The organism is Streptomyces sp. WG5, from assembly GCF_049974565.1.
Taxonomy (GTDB): domain Bacteria; phylum Actinomycetota; class Actinomycetes; order Streptomycetales; family Streptomycetaceae; genus Streptomyces.
This window is the reverse complement of the sequence record NZ_JBNGGC010000005.1, coordinates 242,555-265,151: the sequence shown is the minus strand read 5'-3', so window position 1 is coordinate 265,151 and position 22,597 is coordinate 242,555. Positions and strand designations below refer to the sequence as shown.

The window sequence follows — 22,597 nt, the reverse complement described above, 5'->3', positions numbered from 1 at the left end:
GGACCCGGGCTCAGCCGCCGTCGCGCGGCGGGCGGTCGTCCGGGCCCTTCGGGCCGCTCGGGCCGTCGGGGCCGCCGGTCCCCTCCGGGCCCTCGGCCGGCCCGTCCGTGTCCTTGGGCGGCCTCGGCTGGGAGCCCGTGAAGCCGCCGAAGCCCCGGCGCATCCGGTCACCGAGGTCGCCGGCGCCGCCCGCGATGTCGTTCACCAGCTTCATCAGCGGGTCCTTGGAACCGCGCACGTGCGTGGCGTAGCTGGACGCCGACTCGCGGAAGGAGTCCCGGACCGAGGTGTCCTTGTCCTCGTCGCGCCGCGGGTAGTGGCCGTCCATGATCCGCTGGTGGTCCCGGGACGCCGCCCACTTCTTCAGCTCGGCGGCCCGCACCGTGGTGAAGGGGTGGGAGCGGGGCAGCACGTTCAGGATCTTCAGCACGGAGTCGCGCAGGTCACCCCCGGCCTCGTACTCGTCCGCCTGCTCCAGGAACGCGTCCACGTTCATCTCGTGCAGGTGGTTGCCGCCCGCGATCTTCATCAGGCCCCGCATGGAGGCCTGCAGGTCCTGACCGACCAGCAGACCCGCGCGGTCCGCGGACAGCTCCGACTTGCGGAACCACTCGCGCAGCGCGGTCACGATCGCCATGATCGCCAGGTTGCCCAGAGGGATCCAGGCGACCCGGACGGCGAGGGACGTCAGGAAGAGCAGGACGGTCCGGTAGACCGAGTGCCCCGACAGCGCGTGCCCGACCTCGTGCCCGATGACCGCCCGCATCTCCTCCTCGTCCAGCAGCTCGACGAGGCCCGTGGTGACGACGATGATCGGCTCGTCCAGGCCGATGCACATCGCGTTCGGAGTCGGGTCCTGGTTGACGTACATCGGGGGGACCTTCTCCAGGTCCAGGATGTAGCAGGCGTCGCGCAGCATGACGTTCAGATGGGCGAACTGCCGCTCCGAGACGCGTACCGAGTCGGACAGGAACAGCAGCCTCAGGCTCCGCTCGGGCAACAGGCCGCTCAGCGCCTTGAAGACCGTGTCGAAGCCGCTCAGCTTGCGCAGCGCCACCAGGGCGCTGCGGTCGGCCGGATGCTCGTACGCACGCGAGGAGATCCCGGGGAAGCGCCTGCGCTGCCTGCTCGGCACCTTCTCGTGCCCGTTGTGCTGGTGGCCGTCGGACATGTCTTCCCCCATGTGCGTGTGTGAGGCCTGTGCGTATGTCTGGGCCTTTGCGAACCCTTGTATGGCCCTTTGCTCCCCCGAAGCCGAGCCCAGCCTAGGCGGAGATACCGTGGACGGGCAGTGCAACGAAGGAGTCCACGTCATGGCGCACACCCCCCACACCGACTGGCTCACCTCGGCGGTGACCGCGGCCGAGCAGCAAGGTCCGGGGAATCTGCTGCGGATCGTGCTGATCGTGATGGTGGTGGGTTGTGTGCTGACCGCGTGGTTCCTGCTGCGGGGGTACAAGCGGAAGGACGACTGAGGCGACCCGAAGGTTCCCCCCGGCCCGGTCCCAACGGCGGAGTCGGCGTGATCGTCCGCGAGGTGCCCGCATACGATGAGCGGACGTCTTTATCCCGCCCACACCGGATAGGTCCTGCCGAAGATGAGCTTCCACAGCACCGCTGCCCAGTTTGTCACCCTCGCCTCCGAGGGCGGCGCAGAGCACAGCGGCAACCATCAGAGCCTGAACCCCTACGTCACCGGCATCGGCGCGTTCGTCGCGCTGATGCTCCTGCTGTGGATCACCACCCGGTTCAACCGCGACCGCTGAGCGCGGGGTTGTGGGGGCGGCAGGAGCTCTCGGGTCGGGCCGGTAGGGTCTGCACGCATGGGAGAGCAGGACATGCCTACCGGTCCGGCGCACGACACGTCGAACACGCCGGCGCGTGACACACACAGCCGCGCGGTGCCCGCCCGCGTCACCGGCCGGGGCAGCGGCCCGTCGCCGTCGGGCAAGCGCCGTCTGGGCGTCATGGGCGGCACCTTCGACCCGATCCACCACGGACACCTCGTGGCGGCCAGCGAGGTCGCCGCGCAGTTCCACCTCGACGAGGTGGTGTTCGTGCCCACCGGCCAGCCGTGGCAGAAGAGCCACCGCACGGTGTCCGCGGCCGAGGACCGCTATCTGATGACGGTCGTCGCGACCGTCGAGAACCCGCAGTTCTCGGTGAGCCGCATCGACATCGACCGCGGCGGCCCCACCTACACCGTGGACACCCTGCGCGACCTGCGCGCGCTCAACCCGGACGCGGACCTGTTCTTCATCACCGGCGCCGACGCCCTCGCCCAGATCCTCACCTGGCGCGACAGCGAGGAGCTGTTCTCCCTCGCGCACTTCATCGGCGTCACCCGGCCGGGCCACCACCTGACCGACGACGGACTCCCCAAGGGCGGCGTCTCGCTCGTCGAGGTCCCCGCCCTCGCCATCTCCTCCACGGACTGCCGTGCGAGAGTCGCCCAGGGCGACCCCGTCTGGTACCTGGTGCCCGACGGAGTCGTGCGCTACATCGACAAGCGCGAGCTGTACCGCGGCGAGTGAGTCGGAAGGGGGCACCGGTGAACGACGGATACGGCGCGGGGTACGACGACGGCGGCGGCCAGTACGAACTCGTCGGATACGACGAGTACGGCCGGCCCGTGTACCGCCAGGCCCAGGGCCAGGCCCCGGCCCGGCCGGGCGGTGAGCAGCCGTACGACGCGTACGCGCAACAGCAGGGTCAGCAGTACGCGCAACAGCAGGATCAGCAGTACGGGCAGCAGGCGTACGGCTACGACCAGGGCTACGACCCGTACGCCGCGGGAGGGCAGCAACCCGCCCCCGGCTACGACCCCTACGACCCGTACGACTCCGGGACCGGCCACCAGACCGGCGGGCAGTCCTCCGGCCCCGGCTACGACACCGGTCGGCAGCCCGCCGCCCCCGCCGCTGCCACTGCCCCCACCGGCTACGACGGCTACACGTCCGGCGGGCCGCAGGGCGGCCGGGCGACGCCGCCGCAGTACGACCCGTACGACCCCTACGGCCAGGCTGCGGCCGACGGCGGGCAGTCCCGGGTCGCCGGGCAGACCGCCTACATCCCCCAGCAGGCGGGCCCGCCCGGGGACCCCGCGGAGGAAGCCCCCGCGGAGGACGCCCCCGCGGAGACCGCCGAACCCGGCGCGGACCGGGAGTACCGCACCGAGCAGTTCGCCTTCGTCGAGGAGCCGACCGACGACTCCGAGGACGTCATCGACTGGATGAAGTTCACGGAGAACCGCACCGAGCGCCGCGAGGAGGCCCGGCGGCGCGCACGCACGCGTGTCGTCGCCCTGGCCGTCGTCCTGGCACTGGTCGCGGTCGGCGGTGCCGGTTACCTCTGGTACGCCGGAAAGCTCCCCGGACTGTCCTCCTCGGACGACACGACGGGCGCCACGACGGCGGCCGGCGCCCAGAAACGCGACGTGATCGCCGTCCACCTGCACGACACCAACGGCGGCGGCACCTCCACCGCGCTGCTCGTGGACAACGCCACCACCAAGCGGGGCACCACCGTGCTGCTGCCCAACTCCCTCGCCCTGACCGGCGACGACGGCACCACCACCACGCTCGCGGAGTCCGTCGACGACGCCGGCCCCGACGCCACCCGCACCGCGCTCGACTCGGTCCTCGGCACCGACATCGAGGGCACCTGGCGCCTGGACACGCCGTACCTCCAGGTCCTCGTCGACCTGGTCGGCAACATCGAGATCGACACCGACACCGACGTCCCCGACCCGGAGGCCAAGGAGAAGGGCGCCACACCCCTCGTACGCAAGGGCGAGGGGCAGACCCTCAGCGGCAGGATGGCCGTCGCCTACGCCACCCACCGCGGCTCCGGCGAAGCGGCCGACGCCGAACTGCGGCGGTTCGGGCAGGTCATGCAGGGAGTGCTGCGCAAGCTGTCCTCGGACCCCGCGGCCGCGACGACCACCATCCAGACCCTCGGCCTGATCCTCGACCCGCCGCTGACCGAGAAGGACCTCGGCTCCTTCCTCGCCGGGCTCTCCGACCTCGCCAAGGGCGGCGACTTCGAGACCGCGCTGCTGCCCGTCCAGGACGACGGCAGGCTCGGCGCCGAAGCCGGTGACAGCATCGTCAAGGACGTCCTGGGCGGTACCGCCAAGAGCCCCGACAAGGACGCGGCCGTCAGTGTCTCCGTCCGCAACGCCACCGGCGTCGAGGACAGCGCCGGCACCGCCCGCGTCGTCCTCCTCAACGGCGGCTTCACCTTCCTGGAGGGCGGCACCGCGTCCGGCACCGAGGCGTCGTCCAAGGTCGTCTACGCCGAGGCCGCCGACAAGGAGAACGCCGTCCAGGTCGCCAAGACCCTGGGCCTGCCCGCCACCTCCGTCACCCAGGGCGAGGTCTCCGCGAACGCGAGGGTGTCGGTGGTCCTCGGCCAGGACTACGAACCGGCGTCGTAGGCGGCGGGTGGTTATCACGTGGGCTGCCGTCGGCGGTCGTGAGACCCTTGAGGTCAACCGACCGCCGACCCGAAAGCCAGGCAGTGACCGCGACCGACCGCTCCATCGAACTCATCAACACCGCCGCGCAGGCGGCAGCCGACAAGCTCGCGCACGACATCATCGCCTACGACGTCAGCGATGTGCTGTCGATCACGGACGCCTTCCTGCTGGCCTCCGCGCCCAACGACCGCCAGGTCAAGTCGATCGTCGACGAGATCGAGGAACGGCTCAGCAAGGAACTCGGCACCAAGCCGGTACGCCGCGAGGGCGACCGGGAGGCCCGCTGGGTCCTGCTCGACTACGTCGACATCGTCGTCCACGTCCAGCACAGCGAGGAGCGCGTCTTCTACGCCCTGGAGCGGCTGTGGAAGGACTGCCCCGAGCTGGAGCTGCCCGCCGACGCCAAGGAGACCCGCGGCAAGGCCGAGGAGCACGCCCGGCTCCGGGCCGCCGAGGAGGCGACGGAGACCGACGGGGACTGGCGATGAGCGCCACCGGCGAGGTGACGGCCGGACAGCCGGGCCGCGGCCGCCGTGTCATCCTCTGGCGGCACGGCCAGACCTCGTGGAACGTGGAGCGCCGCTTCCAGGGCACCACGGACGTCGGGCTCACCGAGACCGGCGTCGCCCAGGCCCGCCGCGCCGCCCGGCTGCTGGTCGGCCTGAGGCCGGACGCGATCGTCGCCTCCGACCTCAGCCGGGCCGCGAACACCGCCGCCGAGCTCGCCGCGCTCACCGGCCTGGACGTGACCCTGGAGGAGGGCCTGCGGGAAACCTACGCGGGTGTCTGGCAGGGGCTGACCCACGACGAGATCATCGCCCGGCACGGCGAGGAGTACGCGGCGTGGAAGCGCGGCGAGCCGGTCCGCCGCGGCGGCGGCGAGCTGGAGACGGAGGTGGCCGACCGCGCCGCCCCCGTGGTGCTCAGGCACGCCGAGAAGCTCTCCGAGGACGGCACCCTCGTCGTGGTCAGCCACGGCGGCACGATCCGCACCACCATCGGCCGCCTGCTCGGTCTGGAACCGCACAGCTGGGAGAGCCTCGGCGGCCTGACCAACTGCTGCTGGTCCGTCCTGGGCGAAGGCGTCCGCGGCTGGCGTCTGCTGGAGCACAACGCCGGCACGCTGCCGGAGCCGGTGCTCGGCGACGACGACTGAGCCCCGCTCGGCGGGCCCGGGACCCGGATTTCACTTTCCGGCAGGTCGCAGGCTAAAGTTCTTCTTGTTCGCCCCGCCGAGCGGAGCGAAAGACCATGTGGCCCAGCCGCGTGGCACCAGGGGCTATAGCTCAGTTGGTAGAGCGCCTGCATGGCATGCAGGAGGTCAGGAGTTCAATTCTCCTTAGCTCCACAGCCCACGGACGAATCCCGTCCCCTTCGGGGGACGGGATTTTTCGTATCCGTCCGCTTGAGCAACAGGAGTCCCACAGACGTATGCCCCGGTGGGACTCCGTGTCCGGACTGGTACTGAGGCGTCGCTGACCGTGTTGGCCCGGTCGTGGCAGAATCAAACGGCCGGAAGGGGACCGCGACCCGACGGGAGGGAGTGGCGATGCCTGCGAGCATCCTCGAGGAGGTCGGTCACCTCCTCGGCTCAGCGGTGACACGCGACACGTCGACCCGCCTGCGCTGCCCTTCCTGCGGTTCCGCGCACGTGGCCCAGGTCCTCGGCGACAACGGCGGAATCTCCTACGTGTGCACGGCCTGCGGCCACAGCTGGAGCTGATCGATGGGTGCACACAGGCGGAAGTGCGACTGGTGCGGCAGCGGCACCCCGATCGTGCGGGACATGGAGCCGGTCAACCCGGACTACCAGTACTGGTGCGAGGAGTGCGCGCGCGCACTGATCATAAAAGGCGACCCGATCGAGACGTACCGCGAACTCGAAGGCGAGCCGATCTACGGCCGGCTCCTCGAGGAGCACTGCACGCTCAAGCGGTTCTATTCGTTCGTCACGGCGTAGCGCCACGGCCCGGCGGCCCACGCAGGAGAGCAGAGCAAGAGGGCAAAACGGGCAAAGTGGAAACGATTTGGTGTTGTGCCCGGTCGACCGTGTAATGTTGGCGTCGCCGCCGGGGAAACCGGGCGGCGGACAGCAAGGGGCTATAGCTCAGTTGGTAGAGCGCCTGCATGGCATGCAGGAGGTCAGGAGTTCAATTCTCCTTAGCTCCACAAGAAGACGGAGAAACCCCCCGGATCACCGATCCGGGGGGTTTCTTCATGCGCCTCTCCCGACTCTCTCTCCCGTGCTGTCCCTCCCGTGCTGTCTCGTTCCTGCTGTTTCGTTCCTGCTGTCTTGTCCGTGCTGCGTCGGGTGTCAGCGGCCGAGTGCCCGGCGGCCGCGGCCCTGCGACAGGACCGGCAGGCCGGTCCGCGACGACGGTGCCTGCCCGCGGCCGTCCTCCTCGATGCGCAGGGCGAGCGCCGGACAGCGGCGCACCGCGCGGACCGCCTTGGCCTCCGCGAAGCGCGGTACGTCGGCCTGCGCGACGGTCGGAAAGCCGTCGGCGCCGAGCTGGAAGACCTCCGGGAGGATGTCCGCGCACAGACCGTGGCCCCGGCACAGCGTCCAGTCGACGTGGATCTTCTGGCGGCTGAGCCCGCCCTCCTCCCCACCGCCGCCCGGGACGCCCGCCGTGCCGCCCTCGAAGAGCGGCAGCACACCCTCCACGGGCCGCCCGCAGCCGTTGCCGAGGACATGGGCGGCGAGATCGTCCGTGAACGCCTCGACGGTCGACTCCAGGAACATCGCCGAGCCGTCCGGGTGCGAGCAGGCGCCGCGCCGCTTCACGTTCTTCGCGACCTGCTTGACCGCCTCCAGGGCGGCCGGACCGCCGCCGTTCAGGATGTCCTCCAGGCCGCGCGCGGCGGCCGGCAGCCCCAGATAGCAGGGGCCGCACTGGCCCGCGCTCTCCTGCGCCAGCCACTGCGCCACCCGCAGCGACTCGCCCAGCGGACACGTGTCCTGACCGATCGGCAGGATCGCGCCCGCGCCGAGCGAGCCGCCCACCCGGTGCAGGGAGTCGCGGGAGACGACCGCCTCGCCGACGGTCGCCGCGTCGATCCACTTGCCGTGGTAGCCGCCGGTCAGCACGCCCTGCGGCACCGGCGGGGCGCCGGCCAGCTGGAGGACGTAGCGCAGCGGCACGCCCGTCGGCACCTCGACGACCATGGGGCGGGCCACCGCCCCGGACACGGTGAGCATGACGGTGCCCGGCTCGTCGTACAGACCGGTGCTGCCGTAGCGCTCCGGGCCGATGCGGGCGGCGATCGCCAGCTGGGCGAACGTCTCGGCGTTGGACAGCAGGGTCGGCGCGCCGCCCACGCCGCTGCGGGACGCGCTGACCTTGCGGCCGGGCGGGATCGCCGGGCCGCCGTCGATGGAGCGGATCAGCGAGGACGCCGCGCCGGTGACCATCCGTACCGGATTGCGCTGCACGCGCGCGCGGAGGGCCGACCGGCGTGTGTTGTTCAGTCCGCGTTCGGCGAGGGCGGCCTCCATGGAGCGCTGCGTGGACTCACGAGTGACCCCGATGACGAGGGTGCGGGCGCCCATGGCCTCGGCGCACAGCAGCGCGCCGTCCAGGATCAGGTGCGGGGCGCGGTTGATGAGCACCGTGTCCTTGCGGCAGGCGGGCTCGTCCTCGCTGCCGTTGACGACCACGACCGGCCGCACGCCGCGCTTGATCGCGGCTTCGGCGACCGAGCGCAGCTTCTTGTGGAAGGGGAAGCCCGCGCCACCGCGTCCCTTCAGGTTGATGCGCTCGGAGAGCTGCGCGATCTGCTCCCCGCCCATCGGTTCGAGCGGACCGTGCACCTTGAGGTGCATCGGCAGGTCCAGGCGCTCGACAAGGTCGAAGCCCGACGTGAGCTGGGGAAGCCCGACCACACGGACTTCAGGGACGTCGGGCAGGGCCTCGTTCACCACGTTCCTCCGGAGGTGCCCCGGCCCTCGGGCCGGATCGGACCGGGCTGGTTGCGACCCGGCTGGTGTTGGTCGGGGAAGAGCTGCTGGGTTGCTGACCCGCAGGCGGCGTGAGCCAGGAATCTCCTTGTGCCGGCTGGGGGAGGAGGCAGGGGGGTCAGAGGAATCAGAAGGGTCGGAGGGGCCGGGGAGGTCAGAGGGGGTGGAGGGGGCTGAGGGGGCTGAGGGATTTGAGGAGTCAGTGGGGTCAGTTGAGGCCTCCGGCGGAAGGCGTGTTCCAAGGTTCGCCGGAACCCGGTGCGTCGAAGTCGTAGGACGACGACGGGGCACCGGTGACCGGTTCGGTGGCGGGACCGCTGGTGTATGTGTCGCCCGGGTAGTACGTGTCGCGGACCGCGTTCGCCTCACGGGTGTCGCGCACGTCACTCGAGCCGTGGCCCGAGGTGTCCGTATCGCCGTAGACCGGGACGGTGTGTCCCGTGTCGTCGAGCGGGTCGTAGACCGACCGGGGTGCCTCGCCGACCGGCGGCGGGGACGGTACGGGCCAGCTGCCCGAGGTGCTTCCGGCGCCGTCCGCGAAGGGCATCGCCTCGGTGGGCGGCATGTCCGGCGGCGGGGCGGACGCGGTCCGGTCGGCCGTCAGTGGCCGCCGGTGTGCGCCCGAGGGGCCGGAAACGGCCCGGTAGGCCGCCGCGAACCCGCTCGCCGGCTCCCGTGGAGGCAGACGCTCGGCGGGCGCGTACAGGGGTGCGGAGACCCCGCCCGCTCGCGGTGCCCCGGCACGCTCGTAGCCCGGCAGCGCGGCGGTGTCCGTCCCCCGGCCCCGGCTTCCCGCGGGCTCCTCGCGGACCGGCCGCTCCCCGGTCCCCAGCAGGCCCGTGATCCGGTCGGCGACCTTGCGTTTGACCGGGCGGGGGGCCGCACGCAGTGCCAGGGCCGCCATGACGCCGAGCAGGGACAGGCCGTACAGGACCAGGAAGACCGGCTTCGCCGCGCGCCCCGCGTAGAGCCCGTGCAGCAGCGCCAGGCACCACGCCGGGTAGGCCAGCATGTGCATGGCCCGCCAGCGGGCGGCCGCGGGCGCCGGGGACGCGAAGCGGTTGCGCAGGGCGCCGGTGACGCCCACGAAGAGCATGAGCATGCTGGCCAGGGTGCCGAAGCCGATGAGGACGCCTCGCCCCCCGAACGACTCGTCGTCCGTGGCGAGCAGCCCGAACGGGACCACCGCGGCGACCCAGGTGGTGTGCTCCCGTGCCAGCTTGACCCCGATGTGCAGCAGCAGGAAGACGACCGAGCCGACCGCGGTGGTCCGGTGCACCGCCTGGGCCAGGATCCGCCGGCGGGCGTCGAGGACGATCCGGTCCTGGGCGACGAGGCCCCAGATCACCGAGCAGCTGAGGAGGACGAGGGAGAGGACGCCGGCGCCGAAGTCGAGGAACTCCGCGAAGGTGTCGTCCGCCGTGCTGTCGTTCGTCACCACGGCAGGCCTCCCCACGTCACGGACGCGCGGGGAGGGCTCGAGCTGCTGCCGAGGGGGTGGTGGCTCAGGGGAGGGGCGGGAGGGGCGGAAGGGTGCGGAGGGTGCGCAGGGTTCATGGGGCAACTCCGGAGCGGTTCGGGGTAGCGGTCCCGCTGCCGCACTCTAAGTGGCGCCATACCCGCGGGTACGAGGTTTGAGTTATTGCGTTGTTATCAAATGACAATGCGCTCGTAGTGATGTCCCCATAGTGGTCATTACGCGAAGTAACCATTGGCCCTGGTTCACGATCACCGGCCGTGAGGGCGGCGGGAAGGCTCGGCGGGGAGGCGTGGCGGGAAGGCGCGGCGGGGAGGCGAGGCGCGGACCGCCGGAAGCCCGTCGCGACCGGATCGACGACTGCGGTACCCTGACGCCATGCGTGCCGTACGCCTTCTGCTTAGCGAGCCGCGCTGATCAGCCCCGGCCCCGGTCGTAGTCCGGTGGCCGGAATCGGCGCGGCGTCCCCTCCTGTGCGAGGGGATTTTTCATTTCCCGGCATTCGCAGCCGCTGGTCTTGAATGTCGCAGCCGCTGGCAGAGACGATCGATGGAGCTTTGAGGATCATGAGCGAGACGAACCCCGCGGCGACCGCCCCCGTGACGGCGGACGCCGCGCCGCACCGCTACACGGCTGCCATGGCCGCCGAGATCGAGGCACGCTGGCAGGACTTCTGGGACGCCGAGGGGACGTACGCCGCGCCGAACCCCAAGGGTGACCTGGCGGGCGACGCGGAGCTGGTCGCCAGGCCCAAGAAGTTCATCATGGACATGTTCCCGTACCCCTCCGGTGCGGGCCTGCACGTCGGCCACCCCCTGGGCTACATCGCCACCGACGTCTTCGCCCGCTTCCAGCGGATGACCGGCCACAACGTCCTGCACACCCTGGGCTTCGACGCCTTCGGCCTGCCCGCCGAGCAGTACGCGGTGCAGACCGGCACGCACCCGCGCGTGTCCACCGAAGCCAACATGAAGAACATGCAGAGCCAGCTGCGCCGGCTGGGCCTGGGCCACGACAAGCGCCGGTCGTTCGCCACGATCGACCCGGAGTACTACAAGTGGACCCAGTGGATCTTCCTGCAGGTCTTCAACTCCTGGTACGACCAGGAGGCGCGCAAGGCACGTCCGATCACCGAGCTGGTCGCCCAGTTCGAGTCGGGTGAGCGGGCGGTCCCGGGCCACCCCGGGCGCGCGTGGAGCGCGCTGAGCGACGCCGAGCGCGCCGACGTGCTGGGCGGGTTCCGCCTGGCCTACGCCTCCGACGCGCCCGTCAACTGGTGCCCCGGCCTGGGCACCGTACTGGCCAACGAGGAGGTCACCGCCGACGGCCGCTCCGAGCGCGGCAACTTCCCCGTCTTCAAGTCCAAGCTGCGCCAGTGGAACATGCGCATCACCGCCTACGCCGACCGGCTGCTGGACGACCTGGACGAGCTGGACTGGCCCGAGGCCATCAAGCTGCAGCAGCGCAACTGGATCGGCCGCTCCGAGGGCGCCCGCGTCGACTTCCCCGTCGACGGCGAGAACATCACCGTCTTCACCACCCGCCAGGACACCCTGTTCGGCGCGACCTACATGGTGCTGGCGCCCGAGCACCCGCTGGTCGAGAAGTTCACCCCGGCCGCCTGGCCCGAGGGCACGCACGACGTGTGGACCGGCGGTCACGCGACCCCGACCGAGGCCGTCGCCGCGTACCGCGCGCAGGCCGCGTCCAAGTCCGACGTCGAGCGGCAGGCCGAGGCCAAGGACAAGACCGGCGTCTTCATCGGCGCCTACGCGACCAACCCGGTCAACGGCGAGCAGGTCCCCGTCTTCATCGCCGACTACGTCCTGATGGGCTACGGCACCGGCGCGATCATGGCCGTCCCGGCGGGCGACCAGCGCGACTTCGAGTTCGCGCGCGCCTTCGAGCTGCCGATCCGCTGCATCGTCGAGCCGACCGACGGCCGGGGCACCGACCCGGCCACGTGGGAGGACGCCTTCGGGTCGTACGACGCGAAGATCATGAACTCGTCCAACGACGAGATCAGCCTGGACGGCCTGCCCGTCGTCGAGGCCAAGGAGCGCATCACCGAGTGGCTGGAGCGCACCGGCGCCGGAGAGGGCACCGTCAACTTCCGGCTGCGCGACTGGCTGTTCAGCCGCCAGCGCTACTGGGGCGAGCCCTTCCCGATCGTCTACGACGAGGACGGCGTCGCGCACGCCCTGCCCGAGTCGATGCTGCCGCTGGAACTGCCCGAGGTCGAGGACTACTCCCCGCGCACCTTCGACCCGGACGACGCCGACACCGAGCCCGAGACCCCGCTGTCCCGCAACGAGGACTGGGTCAACGTCACCCTGGACCTGGGCGACGGCCGCGGCCCGCGCACGTACCGGCGCGAGACCAACACCATGCCCAACTGGGCCGGCTCCTGCTGGTACGAGCTGCGCTACCTGGACCCGCACAACAGCGAGCGGCTGGTCGACCCGGAGATCGAGCAGTACTGGATGGGCCCGCGCGAGGGCCTGCCGCACGGCGGCGTCGACCTGTACGTCGGCGGCGCCGAGCACGCCGTGCTGCACCTGCTGTACGCGCGCTTCTGGTCCAAGGTCCTGTTCGACCTGGGGCACGTCTCCTCGGCCGAGCCGTTCCACAAGCTGTTCAACCAGGGCATGATCCAGGCCTACGTCTACCGCGACAGCCGCGGCATCGCCGTGCCGGCCGCCGAGGTGGAGGAGCGCGACGGCGCCTACTACTACCAGGGCGAGAAGGTCTCCCGGCTGCTGGGCAAGATGGGCAAGTCCCTGAAGAACGCCGTCACCCCCGACGAGATCTGCGCCGAGTACGGTGCCGACACCCTGCGCCTGTACGAGATGGCGATGGGTCCGCTGGACGTCTCCCGGCCGTGGGACACGCGCGCGGTGGTGGGCCAGTTCCGGCTGCTGCAGCGGCTGTGGCGCAACGTCGTCGACGAGAACACCGGCCAGGTGACGGTCGCGGACGTCGCGGAGGCCGACATCGACGCGGACACCCTGCGCGCCCTGCACAAGGCCATCGACGGCGTGCGGCAGGACCTGGAGGGCATGCGGTTCAACACCGCCATCGCCAAGGTCACCGAGCTGAACAACCACCTGACGAAGGTGGGGGGCACGGTCCCGCGCACGGTCGCCGAGCGCCTGGTGCTGCTGGTCGCCCCGCTGGCCCCGCACGTCGCCGAGGAGCTGTGGCGCAAGCTGGGGCACACGGACTCGGTCGTCCACCAGGACTTCCCCGTCGCCGACCCGGCCTACGTCGTCGACGAGACCGTGACCTGCGTCGTGCAGATCAAGGGCAAGGTCAAGGCGCGGCTGGAGGTCTCCCCGTCCATCTCCGAGGAGGACCTGGAGAAGGCGGCGCTGGCCGACGAGAAGGTCGTGGCCGCGCTGGACGGGGCCGGGATCCGCAAGGTGATCGTGCGGGCGCCGAAGCTGGTGAACATCGTTCCCGCGTAGGCGGGAGGGAAGCTCCGGGGGCGGGCCGCTGGAGGGCTGGACCGGGCTCTTCGGGGGGCCGGGTGTTCCGGGTGCTTCTGAGGCCAGGAGTCCCCGGGGTGCTTGGGCCAGAAGTCCCGGGGGTGCTTCTGGGGGCCAGGAGTCCCGGGGGTGCTTGTGGGGGCCAGGAGTCCCGGGAGTGCTTGTGGGGGCCGGGTGTTTCGCGGGCCCGGGTGCTCCTGGTGTTCAGGGTGGCCTGGTGCTCCGGTGGTCCGGGTGGTCCGGTGCTCCGGGTGGTTTCTGGGGCTGAGGCCGGGGTCCGGGGGTCCGAAGGTCCGGGTGGCCCTCTCAGGGCAGGCTCAGGGTCGGGTGCGGGCCGGTTCAGGGTTGAATGCGGGCAGGTTCGGGGTTCTGATCGGAACCCTGGGCCTGCCCGCTGCGTTTACCGTGGAAGAGCGGCGCGGAGAGCGCCGCGGCCTGCCGGTGCGGGCCGGACGCTCGGAGGAGGAGCTTCGTGGAAGCAGTGATCACGGTATTCGCCCTGCTCTTCGTGCTCGCCCTCGTACTGGGCGTCTACGCCACGGTGAAGGCCGTCGGTGCCGCCAAGCGCAGCGTGGACCGTGGCATCACCCAGGCCCGCCGCACGGTCGAGGACCACACACTGCGGGCCAAGTCCCTGGTCCAGCCCGGGCCGGTGGGCGAGCTCGCCCAGCTGCGGCTGACGCTGCGCACGTCGATGCGGGCCACCCAGGACGCGCTGCACGCGGGCGTGGCCGAGGACGAGTCCCTCAAGGAATCCCTCGCCCTCTTCGATCGGCTCAGCGCGCACGGATTCGAACTCGACGCCGAGCTCAGGCGGCTGGAGTCGGACCCGGACCGCGTCACGCTCGGCGGGCTCCTTCCCGCGCTGCGCGAGCGCACCGAGCGGATCACCCGGTCGGCGGAGGCCCTGCGCTGGGCGGCCCGGGACCGGGCCCGCCGCTTCGCGGACGACGACCTCGACTCGTTGAGCGCACAGATCGACGTCGAGGCCGGCGCCCTGCGGCACTGGATGGAGACGGAGACGGGTCCCACCGCCGCGCCGCCGCCCTGGCCCGAGGCTCCCGCCGCCGACGCCCCCAGCGCCCGGCAGAGCCGGCCGGAGACCCCGCAGGCGTCGCCGACCTCACCGACCCCGCGGCAGGAGCCGGCGGCGGAGCCCGCGAGGCCCGCCATCACCCCGCCCGCCCCGCGCCCCGTCTATCCCTGGCAGAAGAAGGCCCGTCCGGAGAACACGACCTGATCACGGCCCTGTGAACGCCGGTCGACGAGGCCGGGCTGCCGTACGAGCGCTGCGCCAGGTAGCCTCCAGCTCATGTCCCGCCATGTCGCTATCGTCACGGATTCAACGGCCTACCTCCCGGCCCGGACGATGGAGCGGCACGGCATCACCGCGGTACCCCTGACCGTCGTCCTGGGCGACCGGGCCCTGGAAGAGGGCACCGAGATCTCGACCCGTTCGCTGGCCCAGGCCCTGCAGAAGCGGCGGCCGGTCACCACCTCCCGCCCCAGCCCCGAACTCTTCGCCGAGACCTACCGCAGGATCGCCGAGTCCGGCGCCGAAGGCATCATCTCCCTGCACCTCTCCGCCGAGCTCTCCGGCACGCACGACGCGGCCGTCGTCGCCGCGCGCGAGGCGGCAATCCCCGTGCGCGTCGTGGACACCGGGATGATCGCGATGGCCCTCGGATTCTGCGCGCTCGCCGCGGCCGAGTCGGCGGAGGCGGGCGGCACGGTGGACGAGGCCGTCACGGCCGCCGAGAAGCGGGCCGCGGGCACCTCCGCCTACTTCTACGTCGACACCCTCGACTATCTGCGCCGCGGCGGCCGGATCGGGGCGGCCCAGGCGCTGTTCGGTTCCGCGCTTGCCGTGAAACCACTGCTGCAACTGGACGGAGGCAGGATCGAGCCCTTGGAGAAGGTCCGGACGGCGTCCAGGGCCATCGCCCGGCTGGAGGAGATCGTCGCCGACCGGGCGGGCAGTGCACCCGTCGACATCGCCGTCCACCATCTCGCCGCCCCGGACCGGGCGTCGGCTCTGGCGGACCGCCTGCGGGACCGGGTGCCCGGGCTGTCCGACCTCCATGTGAGCGAGGTCGGCGCGGTGATCGGGGCGCACACGGGGCCCGGACTGCTCGGGGTCGTTGTCTCGTCGCGGTGAGGGGGTGGCGAGAGGCCGTGCGGGTCTCGTCGACGTGGAGGGGGGACTCGTTGCATCACCCGAGTGGGGTACCGGAGTTGTCCACAACCCGTCGGTAGTCCCCGGGAATTGAGCATGATCATCGCAGTGGTGGCGAGGTGTCCGATCCTCGTCGCATGGCTCTTCGATCACGCTCACGCACAGCGACCGCGACCAGCGGTCCGGGCCGCGCACCGGCTTCCGACGGCCGGCTCCGCCGGCGCCACTCGTCCCCTTCCCGCTCCATCGGCAGGGCACGGCACGGGCGCCGTCACGCACCTGAGGAGGAACTCCGGCGGCGGGCGGCGGCACTCTTCGCCGAACGGGCCGAACGGGCCGAACGGGCCGAACACACCGAACCTGCCGAGCATGCCGAACCTGCCGGACACGCCGAGCGTGCCGAACGTGTCGGGCACGTCGTACACGCCGAACCTGCCGGGCGCACCGAACCCGCCGGGCGCACCGAACGCACCGAACGCACCGAACACGCCGAACACGCCGGTCGGCGGGGCGGATCGGGGAAGGGGCCGCCGTCGCGGAGGACGGAGCGGGCGGCGTGGGAAGAAGGGACGCCACCGGACGCCGCCGTGACGGTCTGGCGGGAGCGGGCAGGACTGGCGCTGCGGGAACGGATGCCGGTGTGGCTGCAGACACGGTGCGGGCTGGAGCGGCGCAGTGTGGCCGCGCTCACGGTGCTGCTCGTCGTCGCCGCGGTCTTCGCCGTGCAGCACTTCTGGACCGGCCGCACCCACCCCGTGGCGGCACCTGAGGTGGTGCGGGAAGCGGCGGCCTACGGCGCGCAGGGAGTGGGAGAGAGGGCGGGAGGAGACTCCGCGCCCGGATCGCGCAAGGGCACGGCCACGGGCACAGGCACGGCCACCGCCACGGTCGGGGCCGAGATCGTGGTGGATGTCGGCGGCAAGGTCCGCAAGCCCGGGATCCACCGCCTTCCGGCGGGCTCACGCGTGGCGGACGCCCTGCGTGCCGCCGGAGGCGTGCGGTCCGGCACCAGGACCGACGGGCTGAACCAGGCACGCTTCCTGGTGGACGGAGAGCAGGTGATCGTCGGTGCCCCCGCGCCGGTCACGGGGTCCGACCCGGGCGGCACAGCTCCGGGCGGGCCGGGTGGTCCGGCGGCGGGAGGGGCACCCGCGGGGCCGGTCTCCCTCAACACGGCGACCGCCGATCAGCTCGACACCCTGCCGGGCGTCGGTCCCGTGCTGGCCCGGCACATCATCGACTACCGCACCCAGCACGGCGGTTTCCGCTCGGTGGACGAGTTGCGCGAGGTCAACGGCATCGGTGAGCGCCGCTTCGCCGACCTGCGGAATCTCGTGCGGCCATGAGTCCAGACCTGAGCCCGGCCATGAGCCCAGACCTGAGCCCGGACACGGGTCGGCCGAGCCGGCCGGGGGAGCCCCACGATCGGACGGTGTCCCCGCGCGCGGCCGTGCACGCCGCTTCCGGGCACCGGCTCGGCGCGGCCCATCCCCGGCAGGAGGGGCCTACGGACCTGCGGTTGGTCCCGCCGGCGCTCGCAGCCTGGGCGACGGCGGCGCTGATGCTGGACGCGCCGCCAGGGTGGGCCGTGGGAGTCGCCACCGCCGGGCTGATCCTGGCCGGAGTACTGCTGCCGAGGGCGCGGAGGCGGCGCGCGACGCGCGGACGGCGTCACGCGTCGGTCGCCGCGCTGCTCCTCTGCGTCGCCGCGTCCGCCGTCTCGGCCGCGCTGCACGGCGCGGACCTGCGCCGTGGACCCGTGCCGGCGCTGGCGCGGCAGTACGCCACCGTCACCGCCGAGGTGGAGGTCACCGCCGACCCCCGCCTCACCCGGCCCCGCATCCGGGGAAACCGTGCCGTGCCGCCCACCGTAGTGATCGAGGCCGACGTGCGGCGGGTGACGGAGGCCGCGGGCAGGGAGGTGATGACCCGGACGCCGGTGCTGATGCTCATCGACGCGGGGGACGGCGAGGAGACACCGGGACCCGCTTCCGCGGGCGACCCGCGCGGCCTGGACGACCCGGAGGGCTCGCAGCTCACCCGTGCCGGGCCCGGGACCGCGCGCTGGCTGGGACTGCTGCCGACCGCGCGGCTCCGTGTCACCGCCCGGACGGCGCCCCCGAGGGCGACCGGGGACCGTGTCGCCGCCGTGCTGCGGGTGGACGGCCGGGAGGGGCCGGAGGTGGTGGCCGAGGCGTCGGGGGCGCAGCGGCTGGCGGGGCGGCTGCGGGCCGGGTTGCGGGAGGCCACCGACGGTCTGCCGGCGGACGCGCGGGCGCTGCTGCCGGGACTGGTCGTCGGGGACACCTCGCGTATCACGCCGGAGCTGGAGGAGGCTTTCAAGGAAACCGATCTCGCGCACACGCTGGCGGTGTCCGGTGCCAACTTCACGATCGTGCTCGCCCTGCTGCTCGGACCGCCCGGACTGGCCCAGCGCAGCGAGCGCCGGGGTCTGGCGCCCCGACTCGGCCTCTCCCTGCGGACGACCGCGCTGCTGGGCGGCGTGCTCGCACTCGGCTTCGTCGTCGTGTGCCGGCCCGACCCCAGCGTGCTGCGGGCCGCCGCCTGCGGGTCCGTAGCCCTGCTGGCCCTGGCCACCGGACGCCGCAGGTCGCTGCTCCCCGCGCTGGCGACGGCCGTACTGCTGCTGGTGCTGTACGACCCGTGGCTGGCCCGTAGTTACGGCTTCCTGCTCTCCGTGCTGGCCACCGGGGCGCTGCTCACGCTCGCCCCGGGGTGGAGCCTGGCGTTGCGCCGGCGCCGGGTTCCGCCTCGGCTCGCCGAGGCGCTGGCCGCCGCGGGCGCGGCGCAGGCCCTGTGTGCGCCGGTCGTCGCCGTGCTGTCGGCGCGGGTGAGCCTGGTGGGGGTGCCGTGCAACCTGCTCACCGAGTTCGCGGTCGCCCCGGCCACGGTGCTCGGCTTCGCGGCGCTGGCGACGGCACCGGTGGCGATGCCGGTGGCCGAGGGGCTGGCCTGGTGCGGAGGCTGGCCGGCCGAGTGGATCGCGGGGATCGCCCGCACCGGGGCCGCGCTGCCCGGCGCGGGCGTGGACTGGCCGGGCGACTGGGCCGGGGCGGCGCTGCTCGCCCTTGTCACGGTGGGTGTGCTGATCGTCGGCCGGCGGTTGCTGAGACATCCCTGGTGGTGCGGTGTCTGCGCGGTGCTGCTCGTCCTGGTGGTGGTGCGGCCGCCGCCACTGGCCCGGGTGATCACCGGGTGGCCTCCGCCGGGCTGGCGGATGGTGATGTGCGATGTGGGACAGGGAGACGCCATGGTGCTCGCGGCGGGTGAGGGTGCGGGCGTGGTGGTGGACGCCGGGCCCGACCCCGCGCTGGTCGACCGGTGTCTGCGTTCGCTCGGCATCACCCGCGTCCCGCTCGTGGTGCTGACCCACTTCCACGCGGACCATGTGGCGGGCCTGCCCGGGGTGTTGCGGGGGCGTTCGGTGGGCGCGATCGAGACGACCGCACTCCAGGAGCCCGCGGACCAGGCCGAGTCCGTCCGCAGACAGGCTGCGGCACGGCGGATCCCCCTGCGGCACGCCGCCGCCGGGGAGCAGCGGCGGTCCGGCCCGCTGTCCTGGCAGGTGGTGTGGCCACCACCGAGCCCACCGGCGACCACGGTGCCGGGCTCTCCGACGACCACGGAAAGCCCCAACGACGCCAGCGTCACCCTCCTGGTGCGGACGGCGGGCCTGCGTCTGCTGCTCCTCGGCGACCTGGAACCCCCGGCGCAGCAGGAGCTGGCGAGATCACCGGCGGCAGCGGTACTGGAAGGGGTCGACGTGCTGAAAGTGGCCCATCACGGCTCCGCCCACCAGGACCCTGACCTCATACGGAAGGTGGCCCCACGGCTGGCACTCATCAGCTGCGGGGAGGACAACACCTACGGCCACCCGGCTCCCGGCACGGTCGAGACGCTGCGGGCCCAGGGGGCGATGGTGCTGCGGACGGACCGGGACGGGGCCCTGGCGGTCACCGGTACGGGCAGGGCGTTGCGGGTGGCGGGAGACTGAGGGCATGGATCAAGCCCAGGTCGATGCCTACCTCGCCCGCCTCGGAGCCGAGTACGCGGCGTGGCCCACCGTCGAGGCCCTGCGTGAGCTGCACCTGCGTCATCTGCGCAGCGTGCCCTTCGAGAACCTGTCCGTCCATCTGGGAGAGGAGATCGCGCTGGAGGAGGAGCGGCTGCTGGACAAGGTGGTGGGCGCGCACAGGGGCGGGTTCTGCTACGAACTCAACGGCCTCTTCGGCGCGTTGCTCGCGGCGCTCGGGTACGAGGTCACCCTGCTGGCGGCGCGGGTGTACGGGGACGGGGGCCGGCTCGGGATCCCCTACGACCACCTGGCACTGCGGGTACGGACCGTGGACGGGGGCGACTGGCTGGCGGACGTCGGGTTCGGGGCGCACAGCCACGGTCCCCTGGCGTTCGGGGAGCGGGGTGAGCAGGAGGACCCCGGCGGCACGTTCCAGGTCGTCGAGGCGGGCCCGGACGAGGCCGGGGTGCGCGGCGGGCACGACTCCGCGCGGGACGCCGACCTGGACGTGCTGCGGGACGGGAAGCCCGTGTACCGGGTGGAGCTGCGCCCGCGGGTGCTCGGCGACTTCGTGTCCGGCGCGTGGTGGCACAGCACCTCGCCGCAGTCGCACTTCCTCCAGTCGCCGGTCTGCTCGCGGGTCACGGAAGACGGAGGGAGGGTCACACTCAGCGGCCGCAGGCTCATGACCACGGCGGCCGACGGCGGACGGGAGGAGCGTGAGCTGGACACGGACGAGGAGGTGCTCGCGGCGTACCGGGACCGCTTCGGCATCGCCCTCGACCGGGTGCCGGCCGTGCGCCGGTTGTGAGGCGACCGGTGCCGCCCGCAACGCGACCCGGCGCCCGCCGCCCACCGCCCGCCGCCCGTCACCCGTCGCGAGGTGACCCCGCGGCGGCTGTGCGCCTGCCGGCCGGGGCGGCCTATTCGGGGCCACAGAAGGGCTACTCGTGAGTACTCCCGGCACATGCGCCGGTTTCCCGCGATGTGACCCCGTGTTGCCTCGAAAGCCTCATCGGTGATCGAATGTTACTTCGTCAACAATTTCTCACCGTGCAGAGGATGTCGTAGATGATCGGCCGTTGGCTGGGAAGCCGAACGAAGCGGATGCAACGGACGGGTCCCCTGGCGGCGGTGCGGACCCCGCCGAACGCCGGGGTGCTGAGTTGCCGGGTCCTCGATCCCGTCAACGAGCCGGTGACCAACGCGGAGTTCGCGGTCAGCGACACCATGGGGCGCAAGGTGGTCAGCGGTGGGACGGACCCCTTCGGTTCGTTCGTGGCGACGGTGCCCGCGGGGGAGTACAGGCTCGCGGTGTCCGCCGAGGGCTACACGCCGTACCGGGCGTCGGCGACCGTCACCGAGGACGCGCTGGCCTCGCTCGGCGACGTGACCCTGCAGGTGGCCCAGCCCCCGGAGCTGCCCGCGCCGGGCGACTGGGAGATCGAGCCGGCGCACTCGTCGATCGCGTTCACCGCCCGGCACATCGGGCTGGCCCGGATCCACGGCCGGTTCAACTCGTTCGCGGGCGCGGTGCGGATCGCCGACGACATGGAGCAGTCGGCGATGCACGTGGTCATCGACGCGGCGTCCATCGACACCAACGTGAAGATGCGCGACGACCACCTGCGGTCGGGGGACTTCCTGGACGTCCAGCGGTATCCGACCCTGGAGTTCTACAGCGACCGGTTCACGCACCGGGGCGGCAACCGGTGGGCCGTCTCGGGGGCGCTGTCCCTGCACGGCGTGACGCGCACCGTCACCCTGGACGCCGAGTACCTCGGCCTCGGCAACGGGATGGAGGGCGAAGTGCGGGCGGCCTGCCGTGCCACCACCGAGCTGCACCGCGACGACTTCACGGTGAGCTGGCAGACGATGCTGGCGCGCGGCATCGCCGTGGTCGGACCCAGCATCAGGATCGACCTCGACGTGCAGATCGTGCCCAAGGGCTGAACCGGATCCTGCCCTGGGGCGAGCGGGCGCCCGCAGCCCCGCCCGACGGCCCGGCCGCCGCGTGATGTCGGACAATGGCACCCGTGAGCGATGTGAGACATGTGCTGGTGCTGCCCGACCGCGATGCCGCGGAGGAGGCGGCCCAGGCGCTCGGGGAGCGGTTCGGGGTCGACGAGGAGCCCCGGATCGTCCGGGACGCCCTGGCCGGTGAGGACGACGCCGAGGACGCCCAGTGGCTCGTCGTCCTGCGTGACGAGCGGGAGCGGCTGGACCCCGGCGAGCTCGACGAGTTCGCCGGGGAGTGGGAGGGCTGGCGGGAGGAGCCCTAGCCGGCTTCGGTCACTTCGAACAGGAGCGTTCGTCCGCCGGTTCGGGCAGCAGCTGGTGATCTTGGGGCTCGTGGATGTTCACGAGAGACAGCAGCAGGTCCGTGGGACGGTCCGCCGCCTGTGAGATGCCTGTTGCTGAACCTGTGGCACGGGATGGCTCGGCAGCCCGATCCGGCGGAGCGCGGGCCACGTGGTGGCCACCGGCGTCGGGTCGCGGAGTCGCGCCAGGATGTCGTCGCGTGCCCGTCAGGCGTCGAAACGGCCGCGTGCACTCTCGATGTGGCCGAGGTGCTGGTGGGTCCAGCCGCATATGGCGTCGACCGCGGTGCGCAGGGCCCGGCCAGGCTCGGTGAGGGTGTACTCGACTCGCGGCGGCACGGTGGGGTGCACCTTCCGGTCGACCAGGCCATTGCGCTCCAGCATGCGCAGGTTCTGGGTGAGCATCTTGTGGCTGACGCCCTCGACCTCGTTCCGCAGTTCGCTGAAGCGCAGGGTGCGATCGCCGAGCGCCTCGATGATCAGGAGCGCCCACTTGTTGGCGACGTCCGAGAAGATCTCCCGCGCCAGGGAGTCTGCGCGCCGCAGGTCAGCGTCCTCGGGCAGGCCCTTGAGCAGTTGCTTGGTCACCATCAGGTTCCTCAGTCACCGAAAAGTGCGTTCTTCCAGGTCAGCCGTCACTCTCCTACAGTTTCCGAGT

General features: G+C 72.1%; 20 protein-coding genes and 2 tRNA genes. 18 read left to right on the top strand and 4 right to left on the bottom strand.

The annotated features are described in order from the left end of the window. Window positions 1–10: 10 nt before the first annotated feature. Entirely contained in the window at window positions 11–1,171 is a 1,161-nt protein-coding gene (locus tag ACP4IX_RS07710) for a M48 family metalloprotease (RefSeq protein WP_426519834.1), read from the bottom strand. A 142-nt stretch (window positions 1,172–1,313) separates the two neighbouring features. Between ACP4IX_RS07710 and ACP4IX_RS07705 the strand changes: the two genes are divergently transcribed. The 10 genes from ACP4IX_RS07705 to ACP4IX_RS07660 all read left to right on the top strand — a co-directional run bounded on the left by ACP4IX_RS07705 (window position 1,314) and on the right by ACP4IX_RS07660 (window position 6,649). Then, the gene (locus ACP4IX_RS07705; RefSeq protein WP_426519832.1) at window positions 1,314–1,475 is read left to right on the top strand and encodes a hypothetical protein; all 162 of its coding nucleotides are present in this window, start codon (window positions 1,314–1,316) and stop codon (window positions 1,473–1,475) included. A 123-nt stretch (window positions 1,476–1,598) separates the two neighbouring features. Then, on the top strand, window positions 1,599–1,766 hold the full coding sequence (locus ACP4IX_RS07700) for a hypothetical protein (RefSeq protein WP_426519830.1): 168 nt from the start codon (window positions 1,599–1,601) through the stop codon (window positions 1,764–1,766). Between the two features lie 57 nt (window positions 1,767–1,823). Beyond that, complete coding sequence (nadD, locus tag ACP4IX_RS07695; protein WP_426519828.1) at window positions 1,824–2,534, top strand: nicotinate-nucleotide adenylyltransferase; 711 nt, start codon at window positions 1,824–1,826, stop codon at window positions 2,532–2,534. A 17-nt stretch (window positions 2,535–2,551) separates the two neighbouring features. Then, window positions 2,552–4,438: a LytR C-terminal domain-containing protein gene (locus ACP4IX_RS07690; RefSeq protein WP_426555065.1), complete on the top strand. Its 1,887-nt coding sequence runs from the start codon at window positions 2,552–2,554 to the stop codon at window positions 4,436–4,438. Window positions 4,439–4,521: 83 nt separating this feature from the next. Then, the gene (rsfS, locus tag ACP4IX_RS07685) at window positions 4,522–4,968 is read left to right on the top strand and encodes a ribosome silencing factor (protein ID WP_310873428.1); all 447 of its coding nucleotides are present in this window, start codon (window positions 4,522–4,524) and stop codon (window positions 4,966–4,968) included. Further along, window positions 4,965–5,636 carry a histidine phosphatase family protein gene (locus tag ACP4IX_RS07680; RefSeq protein WP_426519824.1) on the top strand — a complete coding sequence of 224 codons (672 nt, stop codon included), beginning with the start codon at window positions 4,965–4,967 and terminating at the stop codon, window positions 5,634–5,636. Before rsfS ends, ACP4IX_RS07680 begins: the two co-directional genes overlap by 4 nt. Before the next feature lie 119 nt (window positions 5,637–5,755). Further along, a tRNA-Ala gene (locus ACP4IX_RS07675) sits at window positions 5,756–5,828 on the top strand. Window positions 5,829–6,029: 201 nt separating this feature from the next. Beyond that, window positions 6,030–6,203 carry a hypothetical protein gene (locus ACP4IX_RS07670; protein WP_426519822.1) on the top strand — a complete coding sequence of 58 codons (174 nt, stop codon included), beginning with the start codon at window positions 6,030–6,032 and terminating at the stop codon, window positions 6,201–6,203. A gap of 3 nt (window positions 6,204–6,206) precedes the next feature. Continuing rightward, on the top strand, window positions 6,207–6,440 hold the full coding sequence (locus ACP4IX_RS07665; protein ID WP_003976229.1) for a hypothetical protein: 234 nt from the start codon (window positions 6,207–6,209) through the stop codon (window positions 6,438–6,440). Window positions 6,441–6,576: 136 nt separating this feature from the next. Then, window positions 6,577–6,649: transfer RNA gene (locus ACP4IX_RS07660), tRNA-Ala, on the top strand. A 145-nt stretch (window positions 6,650–6,794) separates the two neighbouring features. On the opposite strand, the gene ACP4IX_RS07655 is transcribed toward ACP4IX_RS07660, so the two are convergent. Together ACP4IX_RS07655 and ACP4IX_RS07650 are read right to left on the bottom strand one after the other, a co-directional pair. Then, window positions 6,795–8,402, bottom strand: coding sequence for an NADH-ubiquinone oxidoreductase-F iron-sulfur binding region domain-containing protein (locus tag ACP4IX_RS07655; RefSeq protein WP_426555064.1), 1,608 nt, complete (start codon window positions 8,400–8,402; stop codon window positions 6,795–6,797). A gap of 247 nt (window positions 8,403–8,649) precedes the next feature. Further along, complete coding sequence (locus ACP4IX_RS07650) at window positions 8,650–9,882, bottom strand: cytochrome b/b6 domain-containing protein (RefSeq protein WP_426555063.1); 1,233 nt, start codon at window positions 9,880–9,882, stop codon at window positions 8,650–8,652. A gap of 602 nt (window positions 9,883–10,484) precedes the next feature. Here ACP4IX_RS07650 and leuS point away from each other — a divergent pair. The 8 genes from leuS to ACP4IX_RS07610 all read left to right on the top strand — a co-directional run bounded on the left by leuS (window position 10,485) and on the right by ACP4IX_RS07610 (window position 21,900). Continuing rightward, a complete protein-coding gene (leuS, locus tag ACP4IX_RS07645; protein WP_426555062.1) occupies window positions 10,485–13,385 on the top strand; it encodes a leucine--tRNA ligase in 2,901 nt (966 codons plus the stop codon). A 493-nt stretch (window positions 13,386–13,878) separates the two neighbouring features. Further along, window positions 13,879–14,646 (top strand): hypothetical protein, encoded by a 768-nt coding sequence (locus ACP4IX_RS07640; protein WP_426519810.1) that lies wholly within the window; start codon window positions 13,879–13,881, stop codon window positions 14,644–14,646. A gap of 72 nt (window positions 14,647–14,718) precedes the next feature. After that, entirely contained in the window at window positions 14,719–15,564 is an 846-nt protein-coding gene (locus tag ACP4IX_RS07635) for a DegV family protein (protein WP_426519808.1), read from the top strand. 155 nt (window positions 15,565–15,719) lie between these two features. After that, window positions 15,720–16,928 carry a helix-hairpin-helix domain-containing protein gene (locus tag ACP4IX_RS07630; protein ID WP_426555061.1) on the top strand — a complete coding sequence of 403 codons (1,209 nt, stop codon included), beginning with the start codon at window positions 15,720–15,722 and terminating at the stop codon, window positions 16,926–16,928. A gap of 20 nt (window positions 16,929–16,948) precedes the next feature. Then, window positions 16,949–19,597, top strand: coding sequence for a ComEC/Rec2 family competence protein (locus tag ACP4IX_RS07625; protein ID WP_426555082.1), 2,649 nt, complete (start codon window positions 16,949–16,951; stop codon window positions 19,595–19,597). 4 nt (window positions 19,598–19,601) lie between these two features. Then, window positions 19,602–20,429: an arylamine N-acetyltransferase family protein gene (locus ACP4IX_RS07620; protein WP_426519802.1), complete on the top strand. Its 828-nt coding sequence runs from the start codon at window positions 19,602–19,604 to the stop codon at window positions 20,427–20,429. Window positions 20,430–20,689: 260 nt separating this feature from the next. Next, window positions 20,690–21,571: a YceI family protein gene (locus ACP4IX_RS07615; RefSeq protein WP_426519801.1), complete on the top strand. Its 882-nt coding sequence runs from the start codon at window positions 20,690–20,692 to the stop codon at window positions 21,569–21,571. An 83-nt stretch (window positions 21,572–21,654) separates the two neighbouring features. Further along, complete coding sequence (locus ACP4IX_RS07610) at window positions 21,655–21,900, top strand: hypothetical protein (RefSeq protein ID WP_426519800.1); 246 nt, start codon at window positions 21,655–21,657, stop codon at window positions 21,898–21,900. Between the two features lie 246 nt (window positions 21,901–22,146). Here the strand turns inward: ACP4IX_RS07610 and ACP4IX_RS07605 are convergent, their stop codons facing one another. Beyond that, window positions 22,147–22,530, bottom strand: coding sequence for a winged helix-turn-helix transcriptional regulator (locus ACP4IX_RS07605; protein ID WP_426519798.1), 384 nt, complete (start codon window positions 22,528–22,530; stop codon window positions 22,147–22,149). Between the last annotated feature and the right edge of the window lie 67 nt (window positions 22,531–22,597).

What these genes read in the sequence shown, in the direction of transcription:
- ACP4IX_RS07605 (WP_426519798.1), bottom strand. Translation starts at nt 22,530, where the DNA reads ATGGTGACCAAGCAACTGCTCAAGGGCCTGCCCGAGGACGCTGACCTG.
- ACP4IX_RS07625 (WP_426555082.1), top strand. Translation starts at nt 16,949, where the DNA reads ATGAGCCCAGACCTGAGCCCGGACACGGGTCGGCCGAGCCGGCCGGGG.
- ACP4IX_RS07620 (WP_426519802.1), top strand. Translation starts at nt 19,602, where the DNA reads ATGGATCAAGCCCAGGTCGATGCCTACCTCGCCCGCCTCGGAGCCGAG.
- ACP4IX_RS07630 (WP_426555061.1), top strand. Translation starts at nt 15,720, where the DNA reads ATGGCTCTTCGATCACGCTCACGCACAGCGACCGCGACCAGCGGTCCG.
- nadD (WP_426519828.1), top strand. Translation starts at nt 1,824, where the DNA reads ATGGGAGAGCAGGACATGCCTACCGGTCCGGCGCACGACACGTCGAAC.
- leuS (WP_426555062.1), top strand. Translation starts at nt 10,485, where the DNA reads ATGAGCGAGACGAACCCCGCGGCGACCGCCCCCGTGACGGCGGACGCC.
- ACP4IX_RS07705 (WP_426519832.1), top strand. Translation starts at nt 1,314, where the DNA reads ATGGCGCACACCCCCCACACCGACTGGCTCACCTCGGCGGTGACCGCG.
- ACP4IX_RS07670 (WP_426519822.1), top strand. Translation starts at nt 6,030, where the DNA reads ATGCCTGCGAGCATCCTCGAGGAGGTCGGTCACCTCCTCGGCTCAGCG.
- ACP4IX_RS07615 (WP_426519801.1), top strand. Translation starts at nt 20,690, where the DNA reads ATGATCGGCCGTTGGCTGGGAAGCCGAACGAAGCGGATGCAACGGACG.
- ACP4IX_RS07665 (WP_003976229.1), top strand. Translation starts at nt 6,207, where the DNA reads ATGGGTGCACACAGGCGGAAGTGCGACTGGTGCGGCAGCGGCACCCCG.
- ACP4IX_RS07680 (WP_426519824.1), top strand. Translation starts at nt 4,965, where the DNA reads ATGAGCGCCACCGGCGAGGTGACGGCCGGACAGCCGGGCCGCGGCCGC.
- ACP4IX_RS07700 (WP_426519830.1), top strand. Translation starts at nt 1,599, where the DNA reads ATGAGCTTCCACAGCACCGCTGCCCAGTTTGTCACCCTCGCCTCCGAG.
- ACP4IX_RS07710 (WP_426519834.1), bottom strand. Translation starts at nt 1,171, where the DNA reads ATGTCCGACGGCCACCAGCACAACGGGCACGAGAAGGTGCCGAGCAGG.
- ACP4IX_RS07635 (WP_426519808.1), top strand. Translation starts at nt 14,719, where the DNA reads ATGTCCCGCCATGTCGCTATCGTCACGGATTCAACGGCCTACCTCCCG.